Source organism: Klebsiella sp. I138 (genome assembly GCF_051131765.1).
GTDB lineage: Bacteria > Pseudomonadota > Gammaproteobacteria > Enterobacterales > Enterobacteriaceae > Klebsiella.
This window is the reverse complement of the sequence record NZ_CP180447.1, coordinates 3,065,015-3,085,209: the sequence shown is the minus strand read 5'-3', so window position 1 is coordinate 3,085,209 and position 20,195 is coordinate 3,065,015. Positions and strand designations below refer to the sequence as shown.

Annotated in this window: 22 protein-coding genes; 14 read left to right on the top strand and 8 right to left on the bottom strand. The window is 54.0% G+C overall.

Translation table 11 applies throughout. From position 1 onward, the window contains the following. The first annotated feature begins 139 nt into the window (after positions 1–139). Together lpcA and ACMYSK_RS14405 are read left to right on the top strand one after the other, a co-directional pair. On the top strand, positions 140–721 hold the full coding sequence (lpcA, locus tag ACMYSK_RS14410; protein WP_112214005.1) for a D-sedoheptulose 7-phosphate isomerase: 582 nt from the start codon (positions 140–142) through the stop codon (positions 719–721). A gap of 107 nt (positions 722–828) precedes the next feature. Then, complete coding sequence (locus tag ACMYSK_RS14405; protein WP_434636269.1) at positions 829–1,596, top strand: class II glutamine amidotransferase; 768 nt, start codon at positions 829–831, stop codon at positions 1,594–1,596. Here the strand turns inward: ACMYSK_RS14405 and dpaA are convergent. Then, positions 1,567–2,307 carry a peptidoglycan meso-diaminopimelic acid protein amidase gene (gene dpaA, locus ACMYSK_RS14400; RefSeq protein ID WP_434636267.1) on the bottom strand — a complete coding sequence of 247 codons (741 nt, stop codon included), beginning with the start codon at positions 2,305–2,307 and terminating at the stop codon, positions 1,567–1,569. The two genes, ACMYSK_RS14405 and dpaA, sit on opposite strands and share 30 nt — an antisense overlap. A 410-nt stretch (positions 2,308–2,717) precedes the next feature. On the opposite strand from dpaA, the gene ACMYSK_RS14395 reads away from it, so the two are divergent. The 9 genes from ACMYSK_RS14395 to ACMYSK_RS14355 all read left to right on the top strand — a co-directional run bounded on the left by ACMYSK_RS14395 (position 2,718) and on the right by ACMYSK_RS14355 (position 10,418). Further along, positions 2,718–4,061, top strand: a complete 1,344-nt coding sequence (locus tag ACMYSK_RS14395; protein WP_434636265.1) for a Na(+)-translocating NADH-quinone reductase subunit A — start codon at positions 2,718–2,720, stop codon at positions 4,059–4,061. A gap of 3 nt (positions 4,062–4,064) precedes the next feature. Continuing rightward, complete coding sequence (locus ACMYSK_RS14390; protein ID WP_434644123.1) at positions 4,065–5,303, top strand: NADH:ubiquinone reductase (Na(+)-transporting) subunit B; 1,239 nt, start codon at positions 4,065–4,067, stop codon at positions 5,301–5,303. Beyond that, entirely contained in the window at positions 5,296–6,090 is a 795-nt protein-coding gene (locus tag ACMYSK_RS14385) for a Na(+)-translocating NADH-quinone reductase subunit C (protein WP_434636264.1), read from the top strand. The genes ACMYSK_RS14390 and ACMYSK_RS14385 overlap by 8 nt, the downstream gene beginning before the upstream one ends. Further along, positions 6,083–6,721, top strand: a complete 639-nt coding sequence (locus ACMYSK_RS14380) for an NADH:ubiquinone reductase (Na(+)-transporting) subunit D (RefSeq protein ID WP_434636262.1) — start codon at positions 6,083–6,085, stop codon at positions 6,719–6,721. The genes ACMYSK_RS14385 and ACMYSK_RS14380 overlap by 8 nt, the downstream gene beginning before the upstream one ends. Positions 6,722–6,727: 6 nt before the next feature. After that, entirely contained in the window at positions 6,728–7,324 is a 597-nt protein-coding gene (nqrE, locus tag ACMYSK_RS14375) for an NADH:ubiquinone reductase (Na(+)-transporting) subunit E (RefSeq protein ID WP_110511594.1), read from the top strand. A gap of 11 nt (positions 7,325–7,335) precedes the next feature. Next, positions 7,336–8,559, top strand: coding sequence for an NADH:ubiquinone reductase (Na(+)-transporting) subunit F (gene nqrF / locus ACMYSK_RS14370; RefSeq protein WP_434636259.1), 1,224 nt, complete (start codon positions 7,336–7,338; stop codon positions 8,557–8,559). Positions 8,560–8,561: 2 nt separating this feature from the next. After that, on the top strand, positions 8,562–8,777 hold the full coding sequence (nqrM, locus tag ACMYSK_RS14365) for a (Na+)-NQR maturation NqrM (protein WP_434644120.1): 216 nt from the start codon (positions 8,562–8,564) through the stop codon (positions 8,775–8,777). A 127-nt stretch (positions 8,778–8,904) separates the two neighbouring features. Further along, positions 8,905–9,960, top strand: a complete 1,056-nt coding sequence (dinB, locus tag ACMYSK_RS14360; protein ID WP_434636258.1) for a DNA polymerase IV — start codon at positions 8,905–8,907, stop codon at positions 9,958–9,960. 5 nt (positions 9,961–9,965) lie between these two features. After that, entirely contained in the window at positions 9,966–10,418 is a 453-nt protein-coding gene (locus tag ACMYSK_RS14355) for a GNAT family N-acetyltransferase (RefSeq protein ID WP_434644118.1), read from the top strand. Positions 10,419–10,458: 40 nt separating this feature from the next. Here the strand turns inward: ACMYSK_RS14355 and pepD are convergent, their stop codons facing one another. After that, entirely contained in the window at positions 10,459–11,916 is a 1,458-nt protein-coding gene (gene pepD, locus ACMYSK_RS14350; RefSeq protein WP_434636256.1) for a cytosol nonspecific dipeptidase, read from the bottom strand. 256 nt (positions 11,917–12,172) lie between these two features. On the opposite strand from pepD, the gene gpt reads away from it, so the two are divergent. From gpt to crl, 3 genes are all read left to right on the top strand, one after another. Then, complete coding sequence (gpt, locus tag ACMYSK_RS14345) at positions 12,173–12,631, top strand: xanthine phosphoribosyltransferase (RefSeq protein WP_004858267.1); 459 nt, start codon at positions 12,173–12,175, stop codon at positions 12,629–12,631. 106 nt (positions 12,632–12,737) lie between these two features. Further along, positions 12,738–13,982 (top strand): esterase FrsA, encoded by a 1,245-nt coding sequence (frsA, locus tag ACMYSK_RS14340; protein WP_434636254.1) that lies wholly within the window; start codon positions 12,738–12,740, stop codon positions 13,980–13,982. 57 nt (positions 13,983–14,039) lie between these two features. Then, a complete protein-coding gene (gene crl, locus ACMYSK_RS14335; RefSeq protein WP_100684745.1) occupies positions 14,040–14,438 on the top strand; it encodes a sigma factor-binding protein Crl in 399 nt (132 codons plus the stop codon). 90 nt (positions 14,439–14,528) lie between these two features. Here crl and ACMYSK_RS14330 read toward each other — a convergent pair whose 3' ends face one another. Genes ACMYSK_RS14330 through ACMYSK_RS14305 form a run of 6 tightly spaced genes read right to left on the bottom strand, consistent with a single transcriptional unit; the run spans position 14,529 to position 20,195 of the window. Next, complete coding sequence (locus ACMYSK_RS14330) at positions 14,529–15,035, bottom strand: serine acetyltransferase (RefSeq protein ID WP_434636252.1); 507 nt, start codon at positions 15,033–15,035, stop codon at positions 14,529–14,531. Between the two features lie 2 nt (positions 15,036–15,037). Beyond that, positions 15,038–16,456, bottom strand: coding sequence for a DUF4832 domain-containing protein (locus ACMYSK_RS14325; RefSeq protein WP_434636250.1), 1,419 nt, complete (start codon positions 16,454–16,456; stop codon positions 15,038–15,040). Between the two features lie 2 nt (positions 16,457–16,458). Then, entirely contained in the window at positions 16,459–16,866 is a 408-nt protein-coding gene (locus tag ACMYSK_RS14320; RefSeq protein WP_434636248.1) for a hypothetical protein, read from the bottom strand. Positions 16,867–16,868: 2 nt separating this feature from the next. After that, a complete protein-coding gene (locus ACMYSK_RS14315) occupies positions 16,869–17,978 on the bottom strand; it encodes a glycosyltransferase family 4 protein (protein ID WP_434636246.1) in 1,110 nt (369 codons plus the stop codon). After that, on the bottom strand, positions 17,975–19,189 hold the full coding sequence (locus tag ACMYSK_RS14310) for a glycosyltransferase family 4 protein (protein ID WP_434636244.1): 1,215 nt from the start codon (positions 19,187–19,189) through the stop codon (positions 17,975–17,977). The genes ACMYSK_RS14315 and ACMYSK_RS14310 overlap by 4 nt, the downstream gene beginning before the upstream one ends. Further along, on the bottom strand, positions 19,170–20,195 hold the full coding sequence (locus ACMYSK_RS14305; protein WP_434636243.1) for a glycosyltransferase: 1,026 nt from the start codon (positions 20,193–20,195) through the stop codon (positions 19,170–19,172). The genes ACMYSK_RS14310 and ACMYSK_RS14305 overlap by 20 nt, the downstream gene beginning before the upstream one ends.

Below are 20,195 nucleotides of genomic sequence, written 5' to 3'. Positions count from 1 at the left end.
AACCTTGCTCACATTGTTGTTCGTAAATGCGGCACGTAAAATCAAAACCGCGCTGGATAACGTCGGCTGCTTCTTCTCGCTTCGGCACCTATCCGGTACACTGCCAGGGTTATTCCACCAATACTGAAGGATTATCCTCATGTACCAGGATCTTATTCGTAACGAACTGAACGAAGCGGCGGAAACGCTGGCTAACTTTCTGCAGGACGACGCTAATATTCACGCGATTCAGCGTGCCGCGGTGCTGCTGGCAGATAGCTTTAAGGCTGGCGGTAAAGTCCTTTCCTGCGGTAACGGCGGTTCCCACTGCGATGCGATGCACTTTGCGGAAGAACTGACCGGGCGCTATCGTGAGAATCGCCCTGGCTATCCGGCGATTGCGATTTCAGACGTCAGCCATCTGTCCTGCGTCAGTAACGATTTTGGCTATGAGTACGTTTTTTCCCGCTACGTCGAGTCCGTGGGTCGTGCCGGCGATGTGTTACTGGGTATCTCCACTTCCGGTAACTCCGGCAACGTCATCAAGGCGATTGAAGCGGCTCGCGCGCAGGGAATGAAGGTGATTACGCTGACCGGTAAAGACGGTGGCAAAATGGCCGGCTCCGCCGATGTTGAAATTCGCGTGCCGCATTTTGGTTATGCCGATCGTATTCAGGAAATTCACATTAAAGTGATTCATATTCTGATTATGCTGATCGAAAAAGAGATGGTTAAGGCCTGATGACATTGTGTCGGGCGGCACGGTGTTTGCCCGACCTGCGGGCTGAGTTGTAGGCCGGGTAAGCTTCGCGCCACCCGGCACTGCCTGAAAGTGCGAAGAGGTGATGTATGTGCGAATTGCTCGGGATGAGCGCGAATGTGCCAACAGATATTTGCTTTAGCTTTACCGGGCTGGTGCAGCGCGGTGGCGGAACCGGCCCGCATAAAGATGGCTGGGGCATTACCTTTTACGAAGGTAAAGGCTGTCGCACATTCAAAGATCCGCAGCCCAGTTTCCAGTCGCCCATCGCGAAACTGGTACAGGACTATCCCATCAAATCGTGCTCGGTCATCGCCCATATTCGCCAGGCTAACCGCGGTATTGTGGCACTGGAAAACACCCATCCCTTTACCCGCGAACTGTGGGGACGTAACTGGACCTATGCGCATAACGGCCAGCTAGAGAATTATGAATCTCTGGAAACGGGAAATCTTCAGCCAGTCGGCCAGACCGACAGCGAAAAGGCCTTTTGCTGGCTGCTGCACTGCCTGACCGAGCGCTATTCAGGTACGCCGGATGACATGGTCGAAGTCTTCAGGTTTATCGCTGAGCGGGCGGGGACACTGCGGGAAAAAGGCGTTTTCAATATGCTGTTGTCGGATGGGCGTTACGTGATGGCGTTTTGCTCGACAAATTTGTACTGGATAACGCGGCGGGCGCCGTTTGGCGTGGCAACGTTACTGGATCAGGATGTAGAAATCGATTTTCAACGGGAGACCACACCAAATGATGTGGTCACCGTTATTGCCACTCAGCCGCTGACCGGCAATGAGACCTGGCATAAAATCATGCCAGGTGAGTGGGCATTATTTTGCCTCGGGGACCGTGTAGTTTGATGCCAGTTGCGGCTGGAGAACTTCATGGCTAAGCGGCTTACTGACCATATATCGGCCATCGGCCACTGAGATAACCGGTGGCTTGTGGGTTTGTTGGAAATAGTCGTAGCCTGGCTTCAGCTGTTTCCAGAAATCCGCGTAGTACGAGTATTTGTGACGTTCCATGTTGGCATTGGTCATGCGGAAAGGATATATGCTGACCTGCACGCTGGACTGACCGAACACTAACGCGCCGGTCACAAACTGGAAAATCTCATCAATGCCGTTATCGGTCATCGCGTAACAGCCGATAGAGACGCAGGCACCGTGAATCATCAGGTATTTACCTTCATAACCATGTGCGCGGTCGTAGGCATTCGGAAAGCCGATATTAATGGCTTTATAGAAACGACTATCAGGCTTGAGCTGATTGCGCGTCACATTATAAAACCCTTCCGGACTCTTGAAATCACCCTGACGCTGCTTCGGCCCAAGACCGCCGGAATAGTTACAGATCTTGTAGCTGTCGAGAAGCTGATAGGTTTCGCCCATTTTGACGTAGAGATCGAGCGTGCGCTCTTCTTTGAAGATCTCAATGTAAACCGGAGAACCCATTAATTGTTGCTTATATTCTTTGCTAACCGGCGTCGTCGAGCCGCTATTGCTGAGTAACCCAGCAAATGAAACGCACGGCAACAGAAGCATCGCAATAAATAATGCGATTTTGCGCATACTGCTTGTTCCTTGATAAATCAAAAACCACATTGCCAGGACGGCAAGAGATACCCGAAATCAGACTTTTCTGGATTTAGAGCGCTCACATTAGCATCACGGCAGTTTTTCGCAAGCGCGGCCTTACCGCGTTTACAATTTAGTTGTCCTTTATAGCGAATCCCGCGTCAAAGTGCAGTCAGAACTTTGCGCAATAGATCTCATTTTATAGGTAGTTAATCGTGGTTTATCTACTGACGCTGCTCACGAAATGTTACACTTGCGGCGCTTAACGATCAGGGTAAGAAAGGATGCTTCTCTCCCGTCTTGTGAATCGCCAGGACTACGCTTTTCCTTTTCTCTGATTTCCCATCAATGTTGCTGGCCTCGGTCTGATATCGAGGTTTAGGTTACGGATACCTGCTAACGATATGATTAAAATCACGAAAGGGCTGAATTTGCCCATAGCTGGCATGCCATCACAGCAGAACACTTCTCAGGTTGCAGTCAAACACGTCGCGCTGTTGGGCGAAGAATACGTCGGTATGCGTCCCTCAATGGCGGTCCGTGAAGGCGACCGGGTACAAAAAGGGCAGATCCTCTTTGAAGACAAAAAGAACCCCGGCGTCTGCTTTACTGCACCTGCTGCCGGAGTGATCGGCGCCATCCATCGCGGCGAACGTCGGGTTCTGCAATCCGTTGTTATCAATGTGGACGGCGATGAGGCCGTCTCATTCCCTTGCTATGCGCCAGGTGATTTGGCTGGATTGTCACGAGAAACCGTCCAGCAGCAGCTGCTGGCTTCCGGTCAGTGGACAGCGTTTCGCACTCGTCCATTCAGTAAAACACCGGTTCCGGGTAGCGTACCGGCGGCGATTTTTGTGACCGCTATCGATACCAATCCCCTCGCTGCGGATCCTCAACCGATCATCCTGGCCCGCCGCGAGGCCTTTGACGCAGGGCTTACCGTGCTCACGAGCCTGACGGATGGCAAAGTTCACGTTTGCCAGGCCAGCGGCGGCAAGCTTGGCGGTCACCCGTCGGGGCAGGTGACGTTTAACCAGTTCTCCGGGCCGCATCCGGCCGGGCTGGCGGGTACCCATATCCATTTCCTGGAGCCTGTCAGCCTGAAGAAACAGGTCTGGCATCTTAACTACCAGGATGTTATCGCCATTGGTCGGCTGTTCCTCGACGGGGAACTCTACTGTGAGCGCGTGATTGCGCTCGGTGGCCCGCAGGTCAAAGAGCCGCGGCTGATCCAAACCTGCTGTGGCGCCAGTCTTGATGAACTGCTGGCCGGTGAGCTGCAGGACGGTGAAAATCGTGTGATTTCCGGCTCGGTTCTCAGCGGCACCCACGCGCAAGGGCCGCGTGCCTTCCTGGGGCGGTTCCATCTGCAGGTCAGCGTGGTCAAAGAAGGGCGTGAGAAAGAACTGTTCGGCTGGGTGATGCCGGGAAAAGACAAATACTCGATTACCCGCACCACGTTAGGCCATTTCTTCAAGCACAAGCTGTTTAACTTCTCAACCGATACCCACGGCGGGGAGCGTGCGATGGTGCCAATTGGTAACTACGAACGCGTGATGCCGCTGGATATTCTGCCGACGCACCTGTTGCGGGATCTGCTGGCGGGGGACACCGACAGCGCGCAGGCGCTGGGCTGCCTTGAGCTGGATGAAGAAGATTTAGCACTCTGCACCTACGTCTGCCCGGCAAAATATGAATACGGCCCGGTGCTGCGTGAGGTCTTAACCCGCATTGAGCAGGAAGGATAAATGATGGGTTTGAAAAATCTGCTGGAAAAAATCGAGCCGCATTTCACCCACGGCGGCAAGCTGGAAAAGTACTACCCCTTGTATGAGGCGGCGGCGACCATTTTCTATACGCCGGGTATGGTGACGCGCGGGGCGGCTCACGTCCGTGACGCCATCGACCTCAAGCGAATGATGATTCTGGTCTGGCTGGCGGTGTTCCCGGCCATGTTCTGGGGGATGTATAACGTCGGTCTGCAAACCATACCGGCGCTGCATAAGCTCTACGGTGCGGAACAGCTGCAGCAGGTTATCGCCGGGGACTGGCACTACAGCCTCGCCCAGTGGCTGGGGGTGAGCTTCAGCGCCGATGCGGGCTGGCTCAGCATGATGACGCTCGGGGCGGTCTATTTTCTGCCGATATACATGACGGTGTTTATCGTTGGCGGCTTCTGGGAAGTGTTGTTTTCCATCGTGCGCAAACACGAAATCAACGAAGGTTTCTTCGTCACCTCTATTCTGTTCGCGCTGATTGTTCCGCCTACGCTGCCGTTGTGGCAGGCGGCGCTGGGGATCAGCTTTGGTGTGGTTATCGCGAAAGAGATTTTTGGTGGTACCGGGCGTAACTTCCTCAACCCGGCGCTGGCCGGACGCGCATTCCTGTTCTTTGCCTACCCGGCGCAAATTTCCGGCGATCTGGTGTGGACCGCTGCGGATGGTTTCTCCGGCGCGACGCCGCTGTCCCAATGGGCGAGCGGCGGCGGTGAAGCGTTGGTGAATGTCACCAGCGGCCAGCCGGTCAGCTGGATGGATGCCTTCCTGGGCAATATTCCGGGTTCTATCGGCGAGGTTTCGACGCTGATGATCCTGATTGGCGGCGCGATTATTCTTTTTGGCCGAATTGCTTCCTGGCGCATTGTCGCCGGGGTGATGATTGGCATGATTGCGACGGCGACGTTGTTCAATTTTATCGGCTCGACGACTAACCCGATGTTTGCCATGCCGTGGTACTGGCACCTGGTGCTTGGCGGTTTCGCCTTCGGCATGATGTTTATGGCGACGGATCCGGTATCGGCGTCGTTCACTGATAAAGGAAAGTGGGCCTACGGTGTGCTGATTGGTGCGATGTGTGTGCTGATCCGCGTGGTGAACCCGGCCTATCCGGAAGGGATGATGCTGGCCATTCTGTTTGCCAACCTCTTTGCGCCACTGTTTGATTACCTGGTGGTGCAGGCCAATATCAAACGGAGGAAGTCACGTGGCTGAGAAAAAAAGTAACGATAGCATCGGCAAAACGTTGCTGGTGGTGCTGGTGCTTTGCCTGGTCTGCTCCATCGTGGTTGCCGGGTCTGCCGTTGGGCTGAAGTCGCGCCAGCAGGAGCAAAAAGCGCTCGATAAACAGCGTAACATTCTCTCCGTCGCCGGGCTGATGCAGCCGGATATGAAGCAGGAAGACGTGGCCTCGGTGTTTGCCGAACGCATCTCGCCACGTCTGCTGGATTTGCAAAGCGGCGAACTGCTGGAAAAAGATCCGGCATCCTTCAATCAGGGGCTGGCGCTGAAAGATCCTGCGCAAAGTGTCGTGCTGGAAGCCAGTCAGGATCCCGCGGGCATCAAGCGTCGCACTAAGGTGGTGGAAATCTACCTCGTGAAAGACGAGCAGAAAAAAGTTCAGGAAGTGGTGCTGCCAATTTACGGCAACGGTCTGTGGTCGATGATGTACGCCTTTGTGGCGCTCGATACCGATGGCCGCACCGTGAAGGGCATCACTTACTACGATCAGGGCGAAACGCCGGGCCTGGGGGGCGAAGTGGAAAACCCCGCCTGGCGTAATCAGTTCATTGGCAAAAAAGTGCTCGATGATAACGGCATGCCAGGGTTGAAAGTCGTGAAGGGCGGCGCACGTCAGGGGGATGAATACGCGGTTGACGGGCTTTCCGGCGCAACGCTGACATCCAACGGCGTACAGCACAGTTTTGATTTCTGGATGGGGGAGCAGGGCTTTGGTCCGTTCCTCAAGCAAATTCGTGAAGGAGGTCTGAACAATGGCTGAGCTCGATGAGATGAAAGAAGTGAAACGCGTGCTGGTCGGGCCGTTGATCAGCAACAACCCTATTGCTTTGCAGGTACTGGGCGTTTGTTCGGCGCTGGCGGTGACCACCAAACTGGAAACCGCATTCGTGATGACCATTGCCGTCACCCTGGTGACGGCGTTTTCCAGCATGTTTATCTCGATGATCCGTCACCATATCCCCAACAGCGTGCGCATTATCGTGCAGATGGCGATTATCGCCTCACTGGTGATCGTGGTCGATCAGCTGCTGCGCGCCTATGCCTATGAAGTTTCCAAACAGCTGTCGGTATTCGTCGGGCTTATCATCACTAACTGTATCGTGATGGGCCGCGCGGAAGCGTACGCCATGAAGTCGCCGCCGATGGCCAGCTTTATGGACGGTATTGGCAACGGGCTGGGCTATGGCGCGATCCTGATGATTGTTGGTTTCCTGCGTGAGCTTATTGGCAGTGGCAAACTGTTTGGCATCACCGTGCTGCAAACCGTACAGAACGGCGGCTGGTATCAGCCAAACGGCCTGTTCCTGCTCGCGCCGAGCGCATTTTTCATTATCGGTCTGCTGATCTGGGCGCTGCGTAGCTGGAAGCCGGAACAGCAGGAGAAGGAGTAACCGATTATGGCTCATTACATCAGTCTTTTTGTCCGCGCGGTGTTTGTTGAAAACATGGCGCTGGCCTTCTTCCTCGGCATGTGTACCTTCCTTGCGGTGTCGAAGAAAGTTTCCACGGCGTTTGGTCTTGGCGTGGCGGTGACGGTGGTACTCGGCATTTCCGTGCCGGTGAACAACCTGATTTACAACCTCGTACTGCGTGACGGGGCGCTGGTGGAAGGCGTCGATTTAAGTTTCCTGAACTTTATCACCTTCATCGGGGTGATTGCCGCGCTGGTACAGATTCTGGAGATGATCCTCGATAAATATTTTCCGTCGCTCTACAACGCACTAGGGATCTTCCTGCCGCTGATCGCTGTGAACTGTGCGATTTTCGGCGGCGTCTCCTTTATGGTGCAGCGCGACTACAACTTCCCTGAATCCATCGTGTATGGCTTCGGATCCGGCATCGGCTGGATGCTGGCGATTGTGGCAATGGCGGGCATCCGCGAAAAAATGAAATACGCAAATGTGCCCGCGGGTCTGCGCGGGTTAGGGATCACCTTTATTACCACGGGTCTGATGGCGCTGGGCTTTATGTCATTCTCCGGTGTGCAGCTATAAGGGCGGAAAGTATGGAAATTATTCTTGGCGTCGTCATGTTCACGCTGATCGTGCTGGTGCTGTCTGGCCTGATCCTGGCAGCGCGCTCAAAGCTGGTCAACGCCGGCGATGTGATCATTGAAATCAATAATGAAGCGGATAAACAGATCCGCACGCCGGCGGGGGACAAGCTGCTGAATACACTGTCCAGCAACGGGATCTTTATCTCCTCAGCCTGTGGCGGCGGCGGTTCCTGCGGCCAGTGCCGGGTGACGGTGAAAGAAGGTGGTGGAGATATTCTGCCGACCGAACTTTCCCATATCACCAAACGTGAGGCGAAAGAGGGCTGCCGGCTGGCCTGTCAGGTTGCGGTGAAACAAAATATGAAGATCGCGCTGCCGGAAGAGATCTTCGGAGTGAAAAAATGGGAGTGTGAAGTTATCTCCAACGATAACAAAGCCACCTTCATTAAAGAGCTAAAGCTCCGCGTGCCGGATGGCGAAGCCGTCCCGTTCCGCGCGGGGGGCTATATTCAGATCGAGTGCCCGTCGCACAAAGTTGCCTATGCTGATTTCGACGTACCGGACGAATACCGCGCTGACTGGGATAAGTTTAACCTGTTCCGCTACGTTTCCGACGTTAAAGAGCCGACGCTGCGCGCCTATTCGATGGCTAACTATCCGGATGAGAAGGGCATTATCATGCTCAACGTGCGCATCGCGACGCCGCCGCCGAAAGTGCCGGACGCTCCGCCGGGGATCATGTCTTCCTATATCTGGTCGCTGAAAGCCGGGGATAAGGTGACCATTTCCGGGCCGTTTGGTGAGTTCTTTGCTAAAGATACCGATGCAGAGATGGTCTTTATCGGCGGCGGTGCCGGTATGGCGCCTATGCGTTCGCATATTTTCGATCAGCTTAAGCGCCTGCACAGCACGCGCAAAATCAGCTTCTGGTACGGCGCACGTTCGCTGCGTGAAATGTTCTATGACGACGAGTTCGAGCTGCTGGCCCGTGAAAATCCGAACTTTACCTTCCACGTGGCGCTTTCCGATCCGCTGCCGGAAGATAACTGGAACGGTTACACCGGCTTTATTCACAACGTGCTGTATGAAAACTACCTGCGCGATCACCCGGCGCCGGAGGACTGTGAGTTCTATATGTGCGGGCCGCCGGTGATGAATGCGGCGGTGATCAAGATGCTGAAAGATCTTGGGGTCGAGGATGACAACATCATGCTGGATGACTTTGGGGGGTGATGATGTTGACGGTGTTTGTAGCAACCTTTGTCATTTTCGCGCTGGTTATTCTGGGAATGTCTCTGGGATATCTGATAAAGCGTAAAAGCATTCAGGGCAGCTGCGGCGGAATTGCTGCGCTAGGGCTGGAGAAGGTTTGCGATTGTCCTGAGCCGTGCGATGCGCGTAAAAAGCGCATGGCTCGCGAGGCGCAGCGCCAGCAAAATCGGATCCTCTGAACTTGTTATTTCTGTAGGCCCGGCAAGCGTAGCGCCGCCGGGCAACATTCCTCGACGCCAAATCCTCGCACTTCTCATTGCTTGATATTTTACTGTATACTTAACCAGTAATTATTGAGGGCTGAATATGCGCAAAATCATTCATGTCGATATGGACTGCTTCTTTGCGGCGGTCGAGATGCGTGACAATCCGGCGCTGCGTGATATCCCCATCGCCATTGGCGGTAGCCGGGTGCAGCGCGGGGTAATCAGCACGGCCAACTATCCTGCGCGCAAATTTGGCGTACGGAGCGCAATGCCGACTGCCATGGCCCTCAAACTTTGCCCACATCTGACTCTGTTGCCTGGCCGCTTTGAGGCCTACAAGGAGGCCTCGTCTCACATCCGGGAAATCTTCTCTCGCTATACCTCGCTGATTGAACCGCTGTCTTTGGATGAAGCGTATCTGGACGTCAGCGATAGCGTTCACTGTCAGGGCTCTGCCACGCTAATGGCCGAAGAGATTCGCCAGACTATTTATCACGAACTCCAGCTGACCGCTTCCGCCGGTATTGCACCGGTCAAATTTCTGGCGAAAATTGCCTCCGATATGAATAAACCCAACGGCCAGTTTGTGATTGCGCCGCACCAGGTCGCAGAGTTTGTTAAAACGCTGCCGCTGGCGAAGATCCCCGGGGTAGGGAAGGTCTCAGCCGCAAAGCTGGAAGGCATGGGGCTGCGCACCTGCGAAGATGTCCAGAAAAGCGACCTGGCAATGCTGCTTCGCCGCTTTGGCAAATTTGGGCGTATCCTGTGGGAACGTAGCCAGGGAATTGATGAGCGAGAGATCAACAACACCCGACAGCGTAAATCAGTTGGCGTTGAACGGACGCTGGTGGAGGATATTCATGAGTGGCCCGACTGTGAGGCCATCATCGAAAACCTCTATCAGGAGCTGGAGCGACGGCTGGTGAAGGTCAAACCGGATCTGCTGATTGCCCGTCAGGGAGTTAAGTTGAAATTCAATGATTTTCAGCTGACCACTCAGGAGCACGTCTGGCCGCGCCTGAATAAAGAGGATTTGATCTCTACCGCCTACAAAGCCTGGCATGAGCGACGAGGCGGCCGTGGAGTGCGGCTGGTAGGGTTGCACGTGACGCTGCTCGATCCCCAACTGGAACGGCAGCTGGTACTGGGGTTATAACAATGCTGAAGATAAGACGCTATCAGGACGATGACTTTTCTGCGCTGTGCTCACTCTTTCTGCGAGCGGTGCAGGAGACCGCCAGCCACGATTATTCACCCCGGCAGATAGCCGCGTGGGCGCAGGTGGATGAGGCTCGCTGGCGGCACAAAATGGCCCACTCCCAGGTGTGGGTTGCCATCATTGACCAGCGGCCTGCGGGGTTTATTACCGTCGTGGACTGCTATATCGACTTGCTGTTTGTCGCACCGGAGTATAGCCGCCGGGGTATCGCCACCGCGCTACTCAAGACGCTATTTGTGCAGGTACCGCACGGTACTCTGACGGTTGATGCGAGCATCACGGCAAAACCGTGTTTTGAACGACATGGTTTCAGGGTGGTGGCGGAGCAGCGGGTAGCGGTGCGCGGAGAGACGTTTATTAATTATCGTTTGGAGAAGGTGAGGCAGCCCGGATAAGGCTTGCGCCGCTATCCGGACTGCTTTTTACCGCAGTGGCTTACTTAGCCGGAATCGCTTTCAGCAGTTCAGTCAGCAGCGTCCAGTACTGGCCCACGCTTTCGATATGAACCTGCTCATCCGGGGAGTGCGGGCCGGTAATGGTTGGCCCGATGGAGACCATATCCATTTCCGGGTACGGTTTCTTGAACAGGCCGCATTCCAGACCGGCGTGAATAATCTGGATGTTCGGCGTCTTGTTGAACAGACGCTGATAGGTTTCACGCACCAGATGCATCACCGGCGAGTTGGCATCAGGCTGCCAGCCTGGGTAGGCGCCCTTAGCCTGGGTTTTCGCCCCCGCCAGTTTGCCCAGAGAATCCAGCATGCTGACCACATAGTCTTTACCGCTGTCGATCAGCGAGCGAATCAGGCAGTGGATCTCAACATTGTTGTCGGTCATGGTCACGACACCGACGTTCAGGGATGTCTCGACGACGCCTTTTGCCACGTCTGAATTACGAATCACGCCGTTTGGCGTGGCGTTGAGCAGACGGACAAAACCGTCACGGGATTGCGCCGTCAGGGCCGCTTTGTCGTTGGCGACGGCGTCCAGCACCAGCACCAGATTTTTCTCTTTCGCCGCCAGTTCGTTTTTCAGGATGTCCTGATAGGTATTGACCAGCGCTTTCAGAGCCTCAACGTTGTCGGCCGCAACGGCGACGGTTGCGAAGGCTTCACGCGGAATAGCGTTGCGCAGGGTGCCACCGTTGAAATCCACCAGACGCAGGTCAAGTTCTTGCGCATGACCTGCCAGGAAGCGGGCCAGCAGTTTGTTGGCATTGCCGAGTCCGACGTGAATTTCGCCACCGGAGTGGCCGCCTTTCAGGCCTTTTAAGGTCAGCTTAAAGCTCTGGAAACCTGCCGGAACGGCTTCACGGGTCAGGGCCAGGTTGGAGGTAAAGTCGATACCGCCGGCGCAACCCATATAGATTTCGCCCTCTTCTTCAGAGTCGGTATTGATCAGGATATCGGCCTGTAGCCAGTTAGCCTGAAGACCAAAGGCGCCGTCCATGCCGGCTTCTTCAGTCATGGTCAGCAGCACTTCCAGCGGACCGTGTACAACGCTGTCATCGGCCAGCACCGCCAGCGCAGACGCCATACCGATGCCGTTATCCGCGCCCAGCGTGGTGCCACGGGCTTTGACCCACTCGCCATCGATGTACGGCTGAATAGGATCTTTGGTGAAGTCGTGAACGGTATCGTTGTTTTTTTGCGGGACCATATCAAGGTGCGCCTGCAGAACAACCGGTTTACGGTTTTCCATACCGGCAGTCGCGGCTTTACGAATCAGAATGTTGCCAACCTGATCGCGTTCTGCGTGTAAGCCTTTTTCTTTCGCCCAGCCCATGATGTGTTCAGCGAGTTGTTCTTCGTGATAGGACGGATGGGGAATGGAGCAGATTTTGGCAAAAATATCCCACAGCGGTTGCGGGGATAATTGAGACAATTCAGACACGATGAGTCTCCTTACGATCGCCTGCAAAAGTCTTTTACAGGTCGAGGGTTAGCAATAAAAATACAACAGGCGCAGGCTTGCGCAGTGGGGTTGAGAATACCACTTTCCGCGCCGACTGGTAGTGTAAACAACGCAAAAAGCACCGCGATAGCCGCTTAACACTGGTTTTTAGTGCGTCAGATCTCTATAATCTCGCGCAACCATTTTCCCCCTCGAACATCATTTAAGCCGTATAACACAGGCTGGGACACTTCACATGAGCGAAAAATACGTCGTCACCTGGGACATGTTGCAGATTCACGCCCGCAAACTGGCCAATCGTCTGATGCCATCTGAACAATGGAAAGGCATTATTGCCGTGAGCCGCGGCGGTCTGGTGCCGGGCGCATTACTGGCGCGTGAACTGGGTATTCGTCATGTTGATACCGTTTGCATTTCCAGCTACGACCACGATAACCAGCGCGAGCTGACCGTACTGAAACGCGCTGAAGGTGATGGTGAAGGCTTCATCGTTATCGACGACCTGGTCGATACCGGCGGTACCGCCGTGGCCATTCGCGAAATGTACCCAAAAGCCCACTTCGTTACCATTTTCGCTAAACCGGCAGGTCGCCCGCTGGTTGACGATTATGTCGTTGATATTCCGCAGGATACCTGGATTGAACAACCGTGGGACATGGGCGTGGTGTTCGTACCGCCGATCTCAGGTCGTTAATTTATAAGGTGAGTGCTATTTACCACGCCCGGTTATGCCGGGCGTGGTTTTTTTTGCCCGTATGCAGGTTACAATAACCGGAGTGGCAACACGATGGAGGCTGCACATGTCACAAGCTAACCTTAGCGAAACACTGTTTAAACCTCGATTCAAACATCCAGAAACCTCTACGCTGGTGCGGCGGTTTGCTTCTGGTACGCAACAGCCGATCCACTCTGCGCTCGATGGTAGCAATGTCGAACACTGGTACCGTTTGATCAACCGCCTGATGTGGATCTGGCGCGGTGTGACGCCGCAGGAGATCCTCGATGTGCAGGCCCGCATTGTCATGAGCGATGCTGAGCGCACCGATCCGGAGCTTTATGACACCGTAGTGGGCTATCGCGGCGGCAACTGGATCTTCGAATGGGCGAAACAGGCGATGATCTGGCAGCAAAAGGCCGGGCAGGAAGCCGATCCCCTGACCAGCGGGCGCCACTGGCTGCATGCATCCAATCTCTACAGCATTGCCGCCTATCCGCATATTAAGGGTGACGATCTGGCGGAGCAGGCGCAGGTATTGGCTAATCGAGCCTATGAAGAGGCGGCACTTCGCCTGCCTGGCGAGCTGCGAGAGCTGGAGTTTCCTGTTCCTGGCGGTGCGTCGGTGACTGGCTTTTTACATTTGCCGAAAGGCGAAGGCCCGTTCCCGGTAGTCCTGATGTGCGGTGGTCTGGATTCGCTGCAGACGGACTACTACAGCCTGTATGAGAACTACTTCGCGCCGCTGGGCATCGCTATGTTGACGCTGGATATGCCCTCGATAGGCTTCTCGTCAAAATGGAAGCTAACCCAGGATACCAGCCTGTTGCATCAGCATGCGTTGCGGCACCTGCCGAATGTTCCGTGGGTTGATCATACCCGGGTTGCGGCGTTCGGTTTCCGTTTTGGTGCCAATATCGCCGTCCGTCTGGGCTATCTGGAACCGCAGCGCTTAAAAGCGGTGGCCTGCCTTGGCCCGGTGGTGCATAACCTGCTGGTGGACCCGCTGCATCAAGGTCGGGTTCCTGAAATGTATCTCGACGTTCTGGCATCGCGGCTGGGCATGCACGATGCCTCTGACGAGGCGCTGCGTATAGAGCTGAACCGCTATTCGTTAAAAACGCAGGGGCTTCTGGGACGCCGCTGTCCGACGCCGATGCTGTCCGGCTTCTGGAAAAACGATCCGTTCAGCCCGGAAGAAGAATCGCGTTTAATTACGTCATCTTCTGCGGATGGCAAGCTGCTTGAGATTCCATTTAAGCCCGTTTATCGCAATTTCGATCACGCATTGCGACAGATTGCCCGGTGGATGAGTCATAGATTTAGTTAATATATTGCTAAATTTTATTGATTTGGTAAAACAGTTGCATCACTAAAGGAGATCGCAATGACGTTACCGAGTGGACACCTCAAGAGTAAGCTGATTAAGAAATTCACGGCTCTTGGCCCTTATATTCGCGAAGAGCAGTGTGAAGACAATCGCTTCTTTTTCGATTGCCTGGCAGTTTGCGTCAATGTAAAACCAGCGCCCGAAAAACGAGAGTTTTGGGGATGGTGGATGGAGATGGAAGCACAGGCGTCACGTTTCACTTACAGCTATCAGTTTGGCTTGTTTGATAAAGAAGGGGTCTGGCGTCCGGTCGCTATTGACGATCCGGAAGTGAGCGAGAAACTTGAGAAAACGCTGCGTGATTTCCACGACCGGGCTAACGCGCTGCTGGCAACATTCAGCCTGAAGCTGGAACCCGCCGATGACTTTAGCGAGCCGCTCAGGCTGCGAGCCTGACGTCTACCGGGTTGTCTGGTTCAATCTAAAAAATCCACGCGCTTCGGGCGTGGATTTTTTTATCTGTGAATCGGGCGAAGAGCCGATAGTTTAGCCCGTTTTTAAAATACGAAACGGCTGGCCTACGGCAATCGTCCCCTCAGGCAGATCTTTGGTCACGACGGTTCCGGCTCCCACTTTCACATTATCCCCCAGCGTGACAGCCCCGATAACAACGGCATGTGCACCGAACTCAACATTGTTGCCGATGAGCGGGCTGGCGCCTTCCTGCCCGTTGCTATCCGTGACGCTACCGATAGTGACGCCCTGACGTAAGCTACAGTGGTTGCCAATGACCGTGTCCCGGTTAATCACGATGCAGTGTGGATGAAAGAGTTTGAGCCCATATCCAATACGCGTTTGCCAGGGAATCTCGACGCAAAATAAACACTCGTTAATGATTTTATTGAGGATCACAAACGGGATAGCGCACAGTTTGTACAGCGGATTGCGGCTGCGAAATAACGTCGCCAGACGATAGAGCAGGATGGCGATTTTTGATTTCATACCGCCTGAGTGCTTTATTTCCAGACAGACATGGCGAATGGATTCCAACATAGTTATTCCTTAATGTTAAATGAAGCCATCGGGTACCACCCCTCTGCGTTTCCGCCTTCGTTGGCGAGACGAATGCGCGGTATGCCCTGCTCGTTGGTTAAGGCCACCTCCAGCCGATATTTCCCGGCGGGCAGGGTTGCAGGCAGTGCAATGGTTAACTGGCTCTGATGGCTTCCTGGCAGCCACTGGCGGATATCGTCCCGCGTGGTTTTCTGGGCCACGACGTCACCCTGGGCATTCACGATTCGCCATTGCACCCGATACGCCAGGTAAACAGGCGCTACGCCGTCGTTGTGCCAGGTGGCATCAACAGTCAGAGGCTGGCCCGCCGGGACGGAACTTTCCAGTTGAAGCTGGCCCACGCGAAAACGATAGCCGATGCGCAACAGCGCCCGATCGACGATATCGCGGTATTCCGCCGGGACCGGGCGGGATTTCAGATTCAACGTACTGGCATGCTGCTGTAAAGCCCAGTCAAAGGTTGCCTGAACCTCTTCGCGGGTGTAGTGCTGCACGCTTTGCCATTCGTTCATATAACCGCAAATCTCAAGACTGACCGGTGCCTGTTGCCAGCGGGTGCTTATTCCGGGGAATATAGCCTCGGCTGCCGCCAGACGCTGAGGATAATCGTCGCGCATATGGCTCCATTCTGGCGTAAAGTTGTGCCAGTCCCCCCAACAGTCCGCGCGCCACCCTGCGCCTTTTTTGCTTGCATAGGCCAGGGAGTTACCGCCGCTGATGAGCATAATTTTTGGCGTTTTGGGAAAGCTGGTGAAGTGCATATCAACGTAGCGGTTGAGCTGATCCGGGGTGTATTTCTCCATTAAAGGCGGCACGTCGGCAAAATTGGAGTTATGCCATTCACCCCAGGAACCAACGATGCCAATGTCGACAAACGCCAGTTCAGGATTACCATCATAGCGCGCCCCCATTGCGTTCAGCAGCTTCTGGACATAGGCGATAAAGACAGGATCGCTCAGGTCCGGTACAAACGTTTTTCCATCCGCGACCCACTGGCCTTTAATACCTTTTGCAATCAGCCAGTCAGGTATTTTGGAACCCGACTGCGGTTCATCCAGCACCATAACGCGCAGGCCGACGTTCATTGCTGGCTGATGCTGCGCTGCGACGGAGAAAGCGTGGTCAATGGGCGTAAAACGGTAGACTCCTTCCTGGGGTTCCAGTTCGTTCCAGTAGAAGCGATCGTATTCAAACCCGGTGTGCGGGTATTCCTTCGGCGTTGGTTTTTGTCCGTAGCCATCGTGAAAGCTGGCTACGCCCATGCCAGGGTTGGTTAATATGCCGTTGAAGGCCGGTGGAGAGACCGTGATCTGTTCCGCCCACGCGGGCAAAGAGGTGAGTCCACCTGAGATCAGAAGCGCCGCCAGAAGAGGAATTGCGCGGGGATAAGCTACGGCCATCGTTAGTTCACTTTATCATGGAGGTTGACAAACCATGTCCAGATACCGACATGGAAGTTCTTAAAGACGTCAATACCTAACGCAGACTTGAGCATATAGAGCGTCAGCAGCACGGACAAAATACCGAGCAGCAGGGCGATAGAAATTGCCAGCGTCGAAAAAATGCGTCCGAGGGTACTGTCTCTCGACACTCTACGCAGATCCCGGCCAAACAAAAACACCACAAAGTAACGTCGATGAAGAAAAGGAAAGCTACGGCGGAAATCAATACGATGGCGAGAAGAGAGCGTCGCTCTCATCAGCGCCTGTTCAATTCCGTGTTTTTGCTCCGGGGTCAACGAGGCTTCTACCTCCGGATCGAGTGAGGCATAGAAACGATCAACCACCAGTTCTGATGTCGGTTTCGTCACTATCAATTCCTGTCAGTCAGGCGCTGATACACGCGTGTGGTTTCAGCAGCAATTTCGGGCCAACGGTACTTTGGCATCAGTTGGCTGTAATCAGCGGTACCGGCGCCACTCCAGGCCTGTAACTTTTGCGCAAGAGCTGCAACGTTGCCGACCGGGAAATAGACATCAGATGGCAGACCTATTTCCAGGTTAGCCGGAATGTCGCTGACCACAACCGGTAAGGACCAGGACATAGCTTCCAGCAGCGCAATCGGCAGACCTTCATGGTACGAAGGCAGGACAAACAGCCCGGCTTGCGAAAATAACGTATGCAGAGGCTCACCGCTGATAAACCCTGTCGTGATGACATTCGGGTTTGCCGCCGCCTGTTTCTTTAGCCGTTGGCTGTATTCATCGGGATGGTCAGCATCGCCAATCAGCACCAGAGGGACCTGACACCGTGCAGTTTCATAGGCCGCGATCAGGTCATGAAGACCTTTTTCCTCAACAAAGCGGGCAACCGCCACAATATACTGGCCGGCTTTTAACGCGTATTTATCCAGCGTTGCGTCCACGGCTTCCTGAGGAGGGACCGCCTGCTGGCGTACGCCATTGTAAATGACGTTAGCGTTGGTTCGGCCATGTTTGGTCTTAATCAGATTGTTAATCACTTCAGAGATAACAATAACTTCATTGGCGTATTTTACGGCCCACTTCTCACCAAGACGCAGCATCTCTTTGGCCATTTTTCCCCATTTCTGGCGATCGTAATCCGGACCATGATGGGTAAAGACGACACGTTTACCCAGTAGACGCAGTAGTGGAACGACTAAGCCTGGGCCAACGGCGTGAACGTGAACCACGTTTGAGCCATCAAACAGGGTGCTGAAAGCCGCCAGCGTCGAGTGAATAATCGCTTCAAACTTGCGGCTCTTTGGCGCCCACAGGCTTTTCAGACGGACGCCTTTGTATTCACCGTGGCGATAATTGACGTAGGGAGAACGCGCGATAACACAGATATCCGCATGACTCTGCTGATAAATTTCCGGGTATAAATTCTGGCAATGCGTTTCGACGCCGCCCTGAGCGTCAGGAATCCCGCGTGTTCCAAGAACCGTGACTTTTATCTTCATTTTTGTTCTCCCACGAGCTGCTGGTAGAGCTCTCTTAGCACCTGCATGTGGTGGGCAAGATCGTATTTATCCTGCAATCTTTGGCGTGCGTTGCTCCCCATTTCACGGGCTTTCTGCGGGTTAGCTGCCAGATCGTCCATAATCTGTGCCAGCGCACCGGCATTGCCTGGTTCAAAGAGATAGCCGTCAATGCCATCGCGGATCTGCTCAGGGATCCCGCCAATGTTGCCGCCCACCACCGGTCGGCCGAAAGCCATGGCTTCCAGTACCGACATCGAGCAGTTTTCATAGTATTCAGAAGGCACGATCACTGCCCGGGCGCCGCGTATCAAATCATTGAGGGCCTCCCCATGGCGCATATAGCCGAGGAACTCCGGGCCGCTGAAACGCGCGCGCAGGTCATCATTTAATGGGCCATCGCCGATAATTTTGAGCGGCATCTTTTGCTGCATTTTTTGCTGTGCTTGCGCCAGGGTAGCAACGCCTTTTTCACGACTCAGGCGGCCAATGTAGAGAAAATAATCTCCCGCGGTATCGCCCGGAGTGGTGGTACTGGCATCAATTCCGTTGACGATCACGTCAATGCGCGCGTGGGGTAATTTTCGCAGCAGGGTCTGGCGCATAAATTCACTGGGCGCGACGATGGAGTCGAGCATGGCGTAGTTTTTGGCAAATTTCTGCCAGTAGGCTTCCAGAGAGAGCAGCAAACTTTTGCCGGTGTCACCTTGCTGGCAACGATGACGGAAAGCATTCATGACTGAGCCCGTAATACAGTCATCGCAGACGTGGCCATCACGCAGCATCGTATAGGACGGGCAGACGATTTTATAATCGTGCGCGGTTAATACGGTTTTGCAGCCAAAGCGTTTGGCGATGCCAATAAGCGCGGGTGTCAGCTGATGATAGATATTGTGGAAGTGAACAATATCCGGCTGCTCCTGTAGCAACAAGGTATTGAGCTTCTCGCATGCATCAGCATTATAAATAAAGTCGATACCGGCTTTTATCTTCCCCAGCAGACCATGACTGCCATGATAATCCACGTTATGTACGAAAAACGGTTCCCAGGGTGACGGTTTGTTCTCGGCATGTTTCATGCTGAAATCAACAATCTGAAAACCAGATTGCAGCATGGCATCCCGTTCCTGGAAGAATACGGTTTCCGCTCCTCCTTTAATAAAGAAGAACTTATTAACGAATAATATTTTCATTTTCTGTCTTGATATGCTTTGGATTGGTAACGGTCACCGCCGGTCGTTTCATCGGATCTTTGACCGAATTAATGACGCCACGCAGCAGGCCTGCGGAAAAGAGCGATAAGTTGATGACGCTTTGTATGCCATCTCTCAGGGATTTATTCTTAATCGCCTTAAGGGCAATAAATGCCAGCAGGGGCAGGATCGCGATAGCGATCAGTTTGAGGTTCAATGAAAGAATGCAGATGAATAAAAAGAGCAGATACACGGTAAATATCAGCTCATTGCGTACAATCTTAAATGCAGCCGGAAAATGAGGTTTTCCCCAGCAATTACGTAATAATTCACCCGGGGCCCATAAAAAACCGTTTTTCCAACGATAGGTCAGCATCTTAAATGTTGGCATGGTGTAAGAGGCATGGCTGAAGTAGGGCGCCGCAAGACGGTGTAATTTATACCCTGCAGCCTGCAGGCGAATACCTAATTCTGCCTCTTCATAGCCGTGCAGATTGAGGTTGGTCAGATAGCCAATCTTTTCAATGGCCGAGCGGCGATAGAGGCCGCCGCCGCCCAGATGGTCGGTATCTCCCTGCGGATAAATAAGATGCAGGCGCTGCTTGCGGGATTTGAATTCATAATTAGCGGCATCGTCCATTTCTACGCTCCCCGCCACGCCCGCATATTCCGGATGGGCTTCAAGAAAAGCGACCGCCGTATCGAGGAAGCCAGGCTCCAGTTCCATATCACCGTCCAGTAGCAGCAGATAATCCCCCTCGCTGTATAGCCAGCCCAGCTGGTGGCCAATACCGCAGCAGCGATCCCCGGCGTTATCCAGGCAGACGACCATCGCATCTTTAGCCACCGCCAGTTCCCGGGTGTTATCCGTGGAGAGGCTGTCTGCCACGATGATCTGATGGGGGTAAGGTTGTAATTGCTTACGCACGCTGTCGATCGTTTTTTCAATCCCCTGAGCTTCATTCAGGGTCTTAATGCTGACGGTAATGGAGGGAGTTTTATTCAT